Here is a 12,582-nt window from a genome sequence, read left to right as displayed (position 1 = left end):
CCACCCCGCGAGCGAAAACTGAACACGGGGCTATGGCGCAGCTGGTAGCGCACCACACTGGCAGTGTGGGGGTCAGGGGTTCGAGTCCCCTTAGCTCCACCAATCGTGTCATTGCACGAACCAACTCCATTGGGGCTGGTACCGCAGAAGCGGTACCAGCCCCAATGTCGTTTCCGGGTTGGGGGATGCGGAAGGTGGGGACCAGGCGATCGGGACCGGTGATGGCGACCTGGGCGACGAGGGACTCGATGAGCGCCTTGGCCTGGGTGTGGGTGCCGGTGGCGATGATTTCCGCGATGTGGTCGGCGATGACATCCAGCGTGGCGGGTTCCGGGGCGGTGGGTTCGTTGGCCAATGTGGCGGTGAGTTGGTCGCGGCGGGCGGCGAGCTGGCTTGTCTTGGTGCGCAACTCCGTGAGTCGTCCGGCGAGGAGTTCGGGGTCGAGGGTGCCGTCCTCGAAGGCCGTCAGGTAGCGGTCGATCGCCTGCTGGGCCTTGGCGAGTTCGCCGCTCACGGTGGCCAGTTCGGCACGGGTGCCGCTGCTGGCGTCGCGGTGATGGCGCTTCTGGGCGGTAATGGCTTGGCTGATCAGGTCGTGGCGGGTGCGGTAGAACTTGCCCAGGGCTTCGAGTACTGCCGTGTCCACGGAGTCGGCATCGAGTCGGGTGAAGTCGCATTTGTCGGTGTCATAGCGGGCGCGGTTGAAGCAGGTGTAGTAGCGGTAGGTGCGGGAGCGGCCGGTGGCGCGGGTGCCGATCATGGCGCGTCCGCAGCGCGGGCAGCGCAGGCGGCCGGTCAGCAGGTAGTCCGAGGAGTTGGCGGCGCGGTGGGCGTGGGATTCTCCGCGTGCTTCGAGGACTGATTGGGCGCGGTCGAAGGTGGTGGTGTCGATGATGGCAGGGTGGGTTTCGGTGACGGTGGTATCGCGAAAGGTCAACTCGCCGAGATAGATACGACTATTGAGGATCCGCAGCACGTGATGGCCGGACCATTCGCGGCCGGTGCTGGCGCGATGCCCGCGTGTGTTCAACTCCGCGGCGACGGCGTGGGCTCCGAGACGGCGGTGGGCGTAGAGGTCGAAGATCATGCGCACGACCACGGCTTCGGCCTCGTCAACGACCAGAGTTTGGGTGGTCTTGTCGACTTGGTAGCCGTAGGGTCGTTTGCCGCCTTTCCAAAGTCCTTTGGCGGCTTTGCGTTCCGTGCCTGCGATGACGCGGTCGATGATGCTGTCGCGTTCGAATTGGGCGAACATGCCCAGCATTTGCACCAGCATGCGCCCCATGGGGGTGGAGGTGTCGAATGGTTCGGTGGCGGAGCGGAATACGACTTTGGCCTGGTCGAGTTCGTCGAGCAGGGTGACGAGGTCGCGCAGGCTGCGAGAGAAGCGGTCGACTCGGTAGACCACCAGCACGTCGATGGCCCCGGCGCGCGCAGCTTGCAGGGCACGCTGCAGACCTGGCCGTTCGGTGCTTGCGCCGGAGGCGTCGTCGGTGAAGGAAGCGGAGTGCCGCCAGCCAGGTTGGGAACCGATGTAGGAGTCCAGCCGGGTGTCCTGGGCTTCGATGGAGTAGGGCTGGTTGTCTTCGGTGGTGGAGCGGCGGGCGTACGTCCCTACCCGCAGGTCCTGTTCCCATGCGGCAATGTCGGTGGAGATACGCGAAGTTGAGGATTTCTTGGTGCCTGCCATGCTGCCGGTCCTTCCGATCGATACGGGCTTTTCGCAAGCATTGATGTCCGAAACAATGTGTGGCCGTACGGATTTCGGTATCGGGGTTCGGTCCGGTTTGCCGCCGGGTCTATTGTCCCTCGATTGGTTTTCGAATGTATTGGTGTGGTGGGTATTTCGATCGTGGCGTTTCATGCGGCTTTCCGTTCGCCGTTGTCGGTGTGGTGGCGGTGGGTCCATGCGGTGATGAGGTCGGCGAGGAGGGTAACGGCGTGGTCGTGTTGGGGGGTGGTGAGGGGTTCGGTGTCGATTCGGTCAATGTGCCAGCGTTGGTGGGCGCAGTCGCGGGCGTGCGGCTTGGTGGGTTCGGTGCCGTTCGGGGCGTGTTTTCGAGAGTCGGGGCGTTCCATCGGGGCTCCTGTGGGATGTTCGGCGTTTGGAGTGGCGTCACCCATGTACTGGCAGGGGAACCCGCGTCTATCCAGGTACGGGACCGGAATTGATGTAATTCCACGTTCCGTGGTCAAAGTTCGGAAACGATCACGGGGACCGCAGGGTTTCGGCAAATGAGCTCGGTGCGCCTGTTAACTGCCTAGAAAGGCCCCGATTTCGACATTTCAGTGTGAAACGGTTCGATAACGATCGGTGTGGCCACAGGAGGGCACCCAGGGGCAATTGTCTTGTCCCTGGGGCGCTCTGGATATGGTCGCGGCGGTGAGTGAAACGCGCCCCGCCTGTGGTCGTCGGGGCGCGTTTCGCTACGCCTGCTGCCCTACTCGGCTGATACCGATGACCTCGGCCGACCACCTTGATCCCGCCGCTGAGCGAGGTCCGATGACCCGCGATCCAGGGCGAGTTGGATACTCCGTGCGCCTCCGTTCAGATTCTGGTACTCGAAGTCGATGACCTCGAGCGGCTCGACATCGATAACCTGGGTGATCAGTCCGGCCTCTTCGAGCGTGGCCAGATCGTCGCGCGCGACCGCGAGTAGGTCGTCTGTTGTGATCGGCGGGCCGACTCGGCCGTCGTGCCCGACAGGTGCCCAGGACCCGTCGTGATATTGCAGCCAACCGGCGGGTCGGTCCCCGTTCAGCAGCGCTGCCACGCCCTCGGCAGACATCGCGGTGCCTAGCTCGTGCTGCGAGGGGTTCGGCACCAGGCGCTCCCGGGCGACACGGTGATCACGGCCGCGACCTCGAGCAGTTCCTCGGGGATCGTACGATCGTCGAAATGCTCAGTGCTCGGCACGATGACGGCATTCACGCCCAGGCGGGCGATCGCCACCCGCAATCGGCGCATCCGATCCTCGGTGTGTTCGCTGAACACGATCGTTTTCCGCAGGTCGTAGCCAGTTCTCCTGGCGGCGGCGAGGATTCGCAGCTCATCGCGCGGCTGGTTCAGCCCCGAGACATCACTGCGCAGGAAACCCACGGCGGAGGGCAGCAGGCCCATGCTCACCACCCCCGGCTGATCGGGAGGTAGGTGCGTGGCGGTTCGGCGGCGAGTCGGGCCTGAATGTCGGCGACGGTCAGCCGCTTCGGCCGCTGGGGGCGCTCGGTGTCCGGCAGTGTGTGGGCGGCGAGGAAAACCAGCACTAGCGCGATGATGGTGGCGGCAACGATGATTTCCATGTCGGGTGTTCTCCATGTCCCTTGCAACGGTGGTGGAGTGCACCCGACGCCGGGGACTGGTGATCGAACCGACGTCGGGGCAATGTGGACCGTAGGCCCGGCCGGCGTCGTGAACGGGTACGAACGTACCCCCAATGCCGTTACGCTGGCGATTGTCGTCACAGCACGAGGAGGCGGTTCCCGTGAGTGGTTCAGCAACTCCCACCGAGATCGGACAGCGAGTCCGGTCGCACCGAGAACGCCTCGGCATGGCACGGCCAGTGCTGGCCGCGCAGATCGGCCGCTCCGCCGAGTGGCTGAAGGCCCTGGAGAACGGCAAGATTCAACGCACACCCAGCCTCGAGTTGCTGCTGCGCATCGCCCGCGTCCTCGACCTCGATGACCTCGCCACCCTCACCGGAGACGATCACGCCGTGCCGGTCACGGTATTCGCGGGCGAACGCCACGCCGCACTCTCCGACGTGCAGGCCGCGCTGACCGACTACCGCATCATCTCCAGCGACCGGCCGGTCAGCCTCGACCATCTCGCCGAACGGCTGCGCAAGGCGTGGCGGATCCGCCATTCCAGCCCCGATCACCGCTCACAGCTGGGTGCGCTGCTGCCGAGTCTGATCCGCGATGCCCAGACCGCCGCCCGCACTGCCGAGGACCGCCGCGCCGCGCGTCGCACTTTGGCTGGTGTGTATCAGTTGGCGGATTTCTATGTCGCCTATCAGCCCGCCCCGGAGTTGGTGTGGATGGTCGCCGACCGCGCGGTGAACGAGGGCTATGAGGCCGACGACCCGTATGTGATCGCGTGCAGCGCCTGGGCGATGGTGCAAGCCTTGCGCGATTCCGGCCGGTGGGAGGAAGCAATCGCGTTGGCCCGCAACGCTATCGACCAGATCACCCCCTATCTCGACCGCGCCGAAGCGCCCGACGATTGGCACGGGATCGCTGGGGCGTTGGAATTCGAGATCGCCTACGTCCACGGCCGGCGTGGCCGCTCCGGCGACGCGTGGCGTGGTCTTGAGCAGGCCGCCCGCATCGCCCAGCAACTCGGTCCTACGTATCGGCACGTGCAGACCAGCTTCTCCCAGCCGGTGATGGCCGCGCACGCAACGACTCTCGGTGTGGAACTGCGCCAGCCCGGCGAGGCTTTGCGCGCGGCGCGCTCCATCGACGCCGACCACATCGTGTCCGTGCCCCGCCGCGGCCGCCACCTCATCGAAGTCGCCCGCGCCTACATGCAACGCGACGAGGACACCGCGGCGCTCACGATGCTAGTGAAGTCGGAACAGACTGCCCCCGAGACGATCCGCTACAACGGGTTCGCCCGCGACATGCTCCGCGACCTGCTGAAGAAGCCACCGACGGGCATGCGCACCGACGTCCGCGAGCTGAGCCAGCGAGTGGGCATCCGCGCCTGAACCTGGCTGCGGTAGCGAACCCAGGTCCTTGAATCCCTCATTGGTCAGACGGGCGGCAGCCTGACCCGGTGCGCGACGACGGGATGCGATGGCATCGTCAAGCAAGTCCGAGCTACCTGTCGGCGAGAATGTGTTCTACCTGCCGATTCTGGTGAAATTCCGCCCCATGTGTTGACACTGTTGATCTCTTAAGTCAAGCTCTTACCAGCGGTACAGCTGTGTCTTTCACAGTGAGAATCACCGAATCCTCTTCCCTAGACGTCAGTGTCGGCACAATCCGTCCGTACTCGCGTATACGCCACTGCGATCCACCGCTGGTATCGACCGCACAATATAGAGGATGTCGGGCAGGAACAATCCGTCGACTCCCACGTGCGTTCGCCGCTGGACGTGAATGCCCAAGAGGCGGATTGCATCCGGCGTTGGCGCCCAGCGCTGCATCGCCATCATCCCTGCGGTGGTGCCTTGCTCGACTCTTGCGGGCGAGCAAATCTCGGTTTGTTGCGGCTGCCTTCGGCCGCCGAACGGCACGATCCCTTTGATCCCAAAGTCCCGGGTAGCGGGCTTCGGATTGTCATGCCAGATATGGAAGGACTGCTGACACCCGGGCCCAGTCCAGCACGGATTTCACCGAGTCCACCGGCCCTGGCAGGTCCTGTAGCTGAGAAGCGGATTATCAAAGAGTCCGCGAACTGAATGATTCTCATTCGCCTCAGCCGTTTCCGCTGCCGTCGCGCTGTTGATCCCTGTCCGCCAGCTATATCCCGGCGCTGTGCTGAATCGCCTCGATTGGGTACAGCGCCTTGCCATTTCCTGCTCCTCGGCCGCTCCCAGACAGAGGGAGCGGCCGTTTTCATGATTGCCGAGGTATCTCACGGTGGCACCCAAAGACCCTGTCTACGGCCCCTTTCCCGTTTACGGCCCCACAATAGCCGAGAGCCAGATTCCGCCGAAGGGCAAACCACCCGCACAACCTGATAAACCGAAGGGTAACGAGTCCACGCCGTCGGGGCTCACCCCGGAGCAGCAGGAACTCGCGGATCTTGCTCTGGGGCAGGGGGCCACAGGCCAACCACAGCAACCCGCTCCTGTCGGTGGCGTAGAAGACCTGGTCGGGCTCCTCGAGGAGGGGCCACAGAACGACGGTCCACCGGTGACGCTGCCCAGCGGCACGAAGATCCAGCAGCAGTCGGTTCCGTTGCAGAACGGGCTGACCACGCACGAAACTCTCATCACCCTGCCTGGCGAGGCCGAGCCCAGCAGCTCCGGTCCCAAAGCGGTGCAAGGGTTCTCCAACGACCAGCTCGCCGGATTGTTCGCCGTGGACGCGAATTACACCGCCGAGCAACGCAACCGCGACCTCGACCTACTCGCTGGCCGCGTGCAGGACCCCAGCGGCACCGCCACAGCCGAGGCGCAGCAACGGCTGAACCAGCATTGGCAGCGCGGCGGCCTGTGGCTGGCCGACGGCACGACCATCCTGCCCGACGCCAGTTACAGCGCCGGCCAACTCGCCAACGACCTGGCACTGGCCAGCACCACCGGAACCCTCGACGGCAACGGCGAACAACTACGCACCGAAGCACTCGAGCGGCTGCGCCCACACCTCTACACCCCTGCCGCGCAGAACGCCGATCAGGAGACCGCCGCCCTCGCATACATGTCGCCGGACAATCCCGACCGCACTGCCGCCCGCCAAGCGCGGATCGACGCACTTGTACAGAGCGGCATCCCGCGAGACCAGGCCGACGCCGTCCTGTGGCAACAGACCATGGCCGCCCGGCTGAGACTCAATTACGCCGGAATCCCCCTCGACAACGCACTCGGTGACCGGCTCGCACAAATGGACAAGGTCGCACCCGCCGGGTCGGGCGAGGCCATCCCGCCCGCACTCGTCCTCTCGACCAGCGATGGCACACCGGTCGACCCCACAACCCTCGAAAGCGCCCTTGTACCAGGTGGTCCCGGCGTCGCGTGGTCGCTGCTGGCACCCGGTGCCATCGGAGCGGGCGCCCTGTCGACCGAAGCGGCCGCCAGCCTGCTGGGCGGTGGTGCCGCGGGCACGGGCGCTGCTGCTGCCACCGCCGCGGAAACCGGCGGTGTCATGGCGGCAGCGCTGTCCGCCGGTGCCGCGTTGATGATCCCGGCCCTGCTCCTCCCAACCGTTACCAGCGGCATCGACCTGAGCCCCATGCGCCCCCACACTTCCGGCACCGGGCAGGAGTCGGGACCCAACGTCAACAGATCTTTCACGCCCGGCGTGAACCCATGGACCCATCAAGGCCCTGCAGTACTGCAACCGAATCCGAATGCCGTAGACCCAACCACAGCAGCACCCGCCCTGCCCAGCGACGATCCCAGCACGGTTCACCAACGGGTGAGCTTCCCCAGCACCAGACCAGGCCAGCCCAACGTGCCGATCGAGGGATACTACTGGGACAACGGTGTCCTGAAGAAGGAAAGCCCTGTTCCGGGTGCCGAGTGGAGCAATAACGGAACCGGCGACACCCTGCACTGGAAGGACCCGGACCTAACGCCCGAAGGTTACAAACCCGGAGATTTCGTGCTGCGCGACGGCAAAATCGTTCTGCAGGGCAGGCTGTTCAAACTGATGTCCTGGTCCTTCGACGACATTCCGGACCAGTATCGGCCGTCGATCATGGCGGCCATGGCGGCGCTCAACGGCGCCAAACTCTACAGCCAGTTCCAATACGGTCTACTCGAGACAATGGCCAACATCCTCGGTGCCGACCTCGACAAACTCACCGGATCCAAGAAGGACCGCCAAACCGAACTGCTCCGGATCAGGGATCGCGGTCTGCCCTTCGAACTGCTCGATGCGGCCGTCCAGTCATGGTGGAGTGCCGAATCAGCGACCGATCGTGCCAGCGAACTGCTCGGTCATACCGGTGCGATCGCGGTGCTGGAATCCGACGGCTGGAACGTGAAGGTCCGCCCGGCGGGCAACAACAAGCACGACATCCTCGCCATCAAGGACGGCCAGATGATCGTGATCGAAGCCAAGGGCGGCAAACCCGGCTCGGCCGGCGTCGGCAAGGCATGGGTTCCCACCTGGCCCGGCAGCACGGAGCAGATCCTCGCCACCCAGATGACCGACCCCTACCTGTGGGGCAAGCTCTATCAGGACGGCCTCAACGACCCCGAATTCAAGCAGTGGCTTGAGGGACACGGCATGTGGGACGCGATCCTGAACCGCGACGCCACCACGGTCGGCTACCGGCTCATCAGAACCGACACCGACGGCAACATCGTTGTCTACGGCTCCACGCAACAGGAAGCCAACGGCGGTGTCCCCCCTGGTACCGACATCGGCAAGACCACCGGCACCAAGCCAGGCACGCCGCCCAACCCTGGCCCCACCCTCCACGGAATCGCACAACCACTGGCTTTCGAGCCGCAGCCAACGGCACCGACGAGTACATCGCCGCTCGACGACCTTCTCGGGCCCGCTGGCGCTTGGCTTGCCGACCTCCTCCAAGGCCGCAAACACGATACCTCCGCGATCGCCCAGCTCGCGGTCTCAGTACCCGCTGTGCCTGTTCTGCAACCGGGATCGTGGCCACGCCGTGCACCGGCCAATCAGTCCCTGACCGTCACCATCACACCCAAGGAGAAGGAGGATCACGACATCTCCCCAGCAGAACTGCTCAAAGGCCAGACCTACTCGATCACCTGACCGACCGTGGGCAATAGATCCTCTGAGAAGCGCCTTCGGGACCAACAGACCCGGCTATCGCACTCGATGAACCAAGAAGGAATGATCAACCCATGCGTGTCGATATAGACCGTGCCGTGCAAGCTGTGCGCGCGGCAACCGAATTCGATTGGACCTGGACCCTCGACGACGTGCCCAGATTCGCCGACCTCGTCGGCTGGCAATTCACCCAGCACAACAACCAGCGAGTCACCCTCACCACCAACCTCGACGTCAACCGCACCGACGCGTCAGTGTCTATCGCCCCTTGGACGAAACCCGGTCAATCACCACAACTGAATCGGATCTCTTTCTACGTCACCGACGTAGTCCTCGACGATCCGACCGTAGCACCAGAACTCACCGAAACCTTCGACGAGATGAGCCGCCACATCTGGGCAGGACTGGGCACTCCAACCATGCGAAGGACCGGGCCAGCGCCTGACCGGCGGTGGGACCTGCCGAAGGTCGTGGTGCAGCTGTCGGCCAGTGACGCCGCAGTTCACATCATCATCGTGAATCCCGCCGATGACATGTGGCTCGAGAGCCCGGACGATGAGGAACTCTACTTCGAGATGGACGATGACTGATTCGTCCGCAGTGGCTCATCGACCGCGGCATGTGCGACACCGTGCAGAACGAAGATTCGACTACGGTCGGACACCGGCTGGTCAGGACCGACATCGACGGTAAGGTCGACATCTATGGTTCCACCCCGGGGGAGGTGCCGCCGCCGGGGTGAACTCGCGGAATGTGAACTGCGCCCCCATTTCTCGCAATTGGCGACAGTCGGTCCAGCGCGCCGCACACGGAGGTGAATCTTGGGCGGCGATATGGTTGGTGGTGAGCACCTCAAGTTCGGCAAGAACCGACAGGATGCGTCGGTCGGAGTCGAGCAGACGGAATCACATGTTCGCGTGCGGATGTCCGGCCGGTGCACCAGCTGGGGGTTCTGAATTAGTTACATGTAGCTGGTGGCAACGCGGGTGTTGATATGTCTTCTGTGCCTGCTGGGTGCGTCCGGTCGCTCATCAATGCTCAATCGCTCTCCTGCCTGGGGATTTCGATCTCGATTGCGTCATGGTCAGTCGGATAAGGGCTTTCGAGGATGGTCTGGTCAGGGCTTGGTGTGATGGACCGGGTCTGTCCGGGTCGGAAGAGGTCGTGGACCTGCGGATCGTAGTGGTCGAACGAGGCTTCGTTGTAGGGCTGGCCCGTGCTGGGGTGGTGGGCGATACGCGGGCCGCGTTCGGATAGGTCGGCCAGCCGTAGGCGGTCGGTGGCGGTGTCGCCGTTGTGGCCGGTCCACAGTGCCCAGACCGGTCCCGCTGGGCCGTGCAGTCCGGTGAGTTCGCTGGCGGTGGTCGCGATCACGATGCCGGGGTCGAACGCACCGAGCGTGCGGCCCAGCGCGGCCCGCAATCCGGTTTCGCGTCGGGCAGAGTGCAGCCAGAACAGCAGAATCCCGAAACTGTCGGTCGGGAAGCTCTGGTAGTCGGCGAGTTTCCTGGTGACTGTGCTCAATGACTCTGTGCCGGTGTCGTATTCGAGGAAGAACCGCACGGCGTGGCCGTGGTGTTCCCAGCAGCCGTATCCATCGGGGCGGATGTGGTCATCGGTGTCGGAGTAAGTGTTCCAGAAGACGTCGGCGCACTGCTTCTCCGACCACCACTGCGTCAACCCCTTCACCACCGGGTTCGGGTTCTCGGTGCCGCGGTGGCGGGCGGGGTTGCGGTGGGCGGCCAGAGCGCAGAAGAATCCGTTGACGCCCAGGCGGTGCCCGAGGGTCGGAGAGCAGGCCAGGCGTTCGAGGCCGAGGGCGTGCGCGGCCGGGGTGGGTGGTTTCTGGGCGCGCTGGGCCGCGACGAGGCGTGCGCCGAGATAGCCGAGGGCGTGGCGGGTTTGGCTGGTGCCGCCGCCGTAGAGGGACTCGCGGAAGGCGAACACCATGCCCATCTCGCGGAGTTGGCGCAGCCGATCCTGCGCGCGTCGGATGGAGGTGAACTCCAGGCTGGCGATCTGGTCGGTGGTGAGCACTTTGTGTTCGGCCAGGAGTGCGAGAAGTCGTCGGTCACGGTCGAGCAGACGGAACCATGGACCCGCGTCTGGATGCCCGCCGCTGTGGACGGTGCGTCCGCCGCGCCGCCGGGGGTGTGAATATGTATGAGGATTGATACTGAGTCGGGGTTTCGCACCCACTCCCGGTTCACGCTTCTGAGCGGCGCGGATGCTGTAACCGTGTTCGGCGTTTGGGGCGGCGGATATAGGACGCCGAGCAAACGCCGACCCAAACGCAGCACCATCCGCCGATCCATCCGCAGCCCCGCGGTCATCGTGGCCGTTCATCGGGCACCACCGCCCGCCACCTGCCGGGAACCTACGGGTCGAATCATGATGTCCGGCCCGTCGACCAGCACCGCCCGGTTCGTATGCTGGTCCGTCAGGTCCACTTCACAAGAGAGCCGCAGGTCACTGACCTGTGGCTCTATTTGTTTCCGGCGATGGACGGACCCGGCGTGTGCCCTACGCGGTACCCTACGTTCATGAAGGCCAAAACGAGCGTGTACCTGGATCCTGAGCAGGCTGCCCGTCTCAAGGAGGCTGCCGAATCGACGGGGCGATCGGAAGCTGATTTGATCCGCGAGGGGATCGAACTGGTGCTGATGCGGTCACATAAGGTTCGTCGTACCCGTCCGTGGCCGTCGTTCGATTCCGGGGATCCCGGGTTCGCCGCCAACAGTGAGGACTTGCTGGGCGAGGCATACGGCGAGTGAGCTTCTTCATCGCCGATACCTCGGCCATAATCGCTGCCTACGATCGTGCCGCCGAACTGCATGAGCAGGCGCGTGAATTCCTCGCCACGTCCGTCGCGGTCGTCTCGCCACTCATGCTGGACGAGGTTGATCATCTGCTCGTCGCGCGATTCGGAAAAGACCGCCGCATAGCCGATCTCGTCCTCGATGACCTGCTCACCTCGGCCGAAGAGGGCGCGGTGCTCGTGCCACCGGTGGATCGCGATGATCTCCGGGTGGCTCAGAAGATCATCGAGCAGTATCGCGGTCTGCGGCTGGACCTGGCCGATGCGGTCACCGTGGTGCTCGCCGAGCGCTATCTCACCAACGACATATTGACGTTGGATGAGAAGGACTTTCGCGCCGTCCGGCCTTTGACGCCCGCTCATCGGTCGTTCCGGCTCTTGCTGCAGGGCGACTGAATCGCCCTGCGGCGTGGCGCTAGAGGGATGTCGGGGTGGGGGTGAGTTGACCGGCCAGGGCCCAGGTGCGGCGTTCGTCTGCGGGGCTGCCCAGGTCGGTGCTGGTCAGTACGACTTCGGTGGCGCCGGCGTCGTAGTAGCGCTGGATTCCGGCGGCTACGGTTTCCTCGTCGCCGATCAGGGCCAGGTCGGCTGCGCGGGAGGCGCCCTCGAGGTCGATGACTCGGCGGTAGGACGGCACCTGCTCGTAGAACGACAGTTTGTCGAGTGCTTGGGCGCGGGTGGCGTCGGTGTCGGCGGTGACTACGGCGGGTACAAAGGCCACTACACGTGGTGCGGTGTTCGATGCGCGGGTGATGGTCGGCAGGATGTGGTTGGTCAGGGTCTTCGGGCCGGCCAGATACGGGAGGATGCCGTCGGCGAGTTCTCCGGTGACGCGTAGCGCCTGCGGGCCCATCGCGGCTACCAGGACCGGGGTTCGCGGCTGTGCTCCGGGCACTGCGGTCGGCAGGGGTGGGGTGACGGTCAGGAATTCGCCGTGGAATTCGGCGGTCCCGGGGTCGAGCAATTGTTTTATCGCGGTGAGGAACTCGCGCAAGCGGGCGATGGGCCGATCGAACGGACTCCCGAACGCGCCGGCGACGAGCGTCGACCCGACGGCCAACCCCAGGTGATAGCGGCCGTGTGTCGCGGCCTGGGCGGTCTGCGCCTGCGCGGAGACGAGTAGTGGGTGGCGTCCGACCACGGGGATGGCCGAGGTGCCGACCTGCAGTCCAGGCACCTCCCGGCCCACGATGGCGGCCAGCATGGGCGAGTCGTAGTCCAGTCGCTGTCCGAGCCACACCGACCCGACACCGAATTCCCGAACCGATCGGGCCTGAGCCACGATCGCGTCGACGTAGTTGTCCGCATTCGTTGCGGCGAGCGCGATTCCGAGAGTCATG

General features: G+C 64.8%; 11 protein-coding genes, 1 tRNA gene and 1 pseudogene. 6 read left to right on the top strand and 7 right to left on the bottom strand.

Features of this window, described 5'->3' with window-relative positions; translation table 11 throughout:
• Positions 1-26: 26 nt before the first annotated feature.
• Positions 27-102: transfer RNA gene (locus ACYQ5L_RS30130), tRNA-Ala, on the top strand.
• Positions 103-679: 577 nt separating this feature from the next.
• On the opposite strand, the pseudogene ACYQ5L_RS30125 reads toward ACYQ5L_RS30130, so the two are convergent.
• The 5 genes and pseudogenes from ACYQ5L_RS30125 to ACYQ5L_RS30105 all read right to left on the bottom strand — a co-directional run.
• Positions 680-1,690 (bottom strand): annotated as a pseudogene (locus tag ACYQ5L_RS30125) (recombinase family protein); the annotation flags it as partial.
• Positions 1,691-1,860: 170 nt separating this feature from the next.
• Complete coding sequence (locus ACYQ5L_RS30120) at positions 1,861-2,079, bottom strand: hypothetical protein (protein WP_459961610.1); 219 nt, start codon at positions 2,077-2,079, stop codon at positions 1,861-1,863.
• Between the two features lie 362 nt (positions 2,080-2,441).
• The gene (locus tag ACYQ5L_RS30115) at positions 2,442-2,789 is read right to left on the bottom strand and encodes a hypothetical protein (RefSeq protein ID WP_459961609.1); all 348 of its coding nucleotides are present in this window, start codon (positions 2,787-2,789) and stop codon (positions 2,442-2,444) included.
• 8 nt (positions 2,790-2,797) lie between these two features.
• Positions 2,798-3,121 carry a hypothetical protein gene (locus ACYQ5L_RS30110; RefSeq protein WP_459961608.1) on the bottom strand — a complete coding sequence of 108 codons (324 nt, stop codon included), beginning with the start codon at positions 3,119-3,121 and terminating at the stop codon, positions 2,798-2,800.
• Positions 3,122-3,123: 2 nt separating this feature from the next.
• Entirely contained in the window at positions 3,124-3,300 is a 177-nt protein-coding gene (locus tag ACYQ5L_RS30105) for a hypothetical protein (RefSeq protein ID WP_459961607.1), read from the bottom strand.
• 182 nt (positions 3,301-3,482) lie between these two features.
• Here ACYQ5L_RS30105 and ACYQ5L_RS30100 point away from each other — a divergent pair, with 182 nt between their 5' ends.
• From ACYQ5L_RS30100 to ACYQ5L_RS30090, 3 genes are all read left to right on the top strand, one after another.
• Positions 3,483-4,709 carry a helix-turn-helix domain-containing protein gene (locus ACYQ5L_RS30100; protein WP_459961606.1) on the top strand — a complete coding sequence of 409 codons (1,227 nt, stop codon included), beginning with the start codon at positions 3,483-3,485 and terminating at the stop codon, positions 4,707-4,709.
• 877 nt (positions 4,710-5,586) lie between these two features.
• Positions 5,587-8,406, top strand: coding sequence for a hypothetical protein (locus ACYQ5L_RS30095; RefSeq protein WP_459961605.1), 2,820 nt, complete (start codon positions 5,587-5,589; stop codon positions 8,404-8,406).
• A 116-nt stretch (positions 8,407-8,522) separates the two neighbouring features.
• Positions 8,523-9,014, top strand: coding sequence for a DUF6301 family protein (locus tag ACYQ5L_RS30090; RefSeq protein ID WP_459961604.1), 492 nt, complete (start codon positions 8,523-8,525; stop codon positions 9,012-9,014).
• Between the two features lie 448 nt (positions 9,015-9,462).
• Here the strand turns inward: ACYQ5L_RS30090 and ACYQ5L_RS30085 are convergent, their stop codons facing one another.
• Positions 9,463-10,509 (bottom strand): replication-relaxation family protein, encoded by a 1,047-nt coding sequence (locus ACYQ5L_RS30085; protein ID WP_459963584.1) that lies wholly within the window; start codon positions 10,507-10,509, stop codon positions 9,463-9,465.
• A gap of 458 nt (positions 10,510-10,967) precedes the next feature.
• Between ACYQ5L_RS30085 and ACYQ5L_RS30080 the strand changes: the two genes are divergently transcribed.
• A complete protein-coding gene (locus tag ACYQ5L_RS30080; protein WP_459961603.1) occupies positions 10,968-11,198 on the top strand; it encodes a ribbon-helix-helix domain-containing protein in 231 nt (76 codons plus the stop codon).
• Positions 11,195-11,638, top strand: a complete 444-nt coding sequence (locus ACYQ5L_RS30075; protein ID WP_459961602.1) for a PIN domain-containing protein — start codon at positions 11,195-11,197, stop codon at positions 11,636-11,638. The genes ACYQ5L_RS30080 and ACYQ5L_RS30075 overlap by 4 nt, the downstream gene beginning before the upstream one ends.
• A 19-nt stretch (positions 11,639-11,657) precedes the next feature.
• Here ACYQ5L_RS30075 and ACYQ5L_RS30070 read toward each other — a convergent pair whose 3' ends face one another.
• Complete coding sequence (locus ACYQ5L_RS30070) at positions 11,658-12,581, bottom strand: TIGR03564 family F420-dependent LLM class oxidoreductase (RefSeq protein ID WP_459961601.1); 924 nt, start codon at positions 12,579-12,581, stop codon at positions 11,658-11,660.
• Between the last annotated feature and the right edge of the window lies 1 nt (position 12,582).

It is taken from the genome of Nocardia sp. IFM 10818, assembly GCF_054655275.1.
This window is presented reverse-complemented; position numbering and strand designations above follow the sequence as displayed.

What these genes read in the sequence shown, in the direction of transcription:
- ACYQ5L_RS30080 (WP_459961603.1), top strand. Translation starts at nt 10,968, where the DNA reads ATGAAGGCCAAAACGAGCGTGTACCTGGATCCTGAGCAGGCTGCCCGT.
- ACYQ5L_RS30105 (WP_459961607.1), bottom strand. Translation starts at nt 3,300, where the DNA reads ATGGAAATCATCGTTGCCGCCACCATCATCGCGCTAGTGCTGGTTTTC.
- ACYQ5L_RS30120 (WP_459961610.1), bottom strand. Translation starts at nt 2,079, where the DNA reads ATGGAACGCCCCGACTCTCGAAAACACGCCCCGAACGGCACCGAACCC.
- ACYQ5L_RS30070 (WP_459961601.1), bottom strand. Translation starts at nt 12,581, where the DNA reads ATGACTCTCGGAATCGCGCTCGCCGCAACGAATGCGGACAACTACGTC.
- ACYQ5L_RS30110 (WP_459961608.1), bottom strand. Translation starts at nt 3,121, where the DNA reads ATGGGCCTGCTGCCCTCCGCCGTGGGTTTCCTGCGCAGTGATGTCTCG.
- ACYQ5L_RS30115 (WP_459961609.1), bottom strand. Translation starts at nt 2,789, where the DNA reads ATGTCTGCCGAGGGCGTGGCAGCGCTGCTGAACGGGGACCGACCCGCC.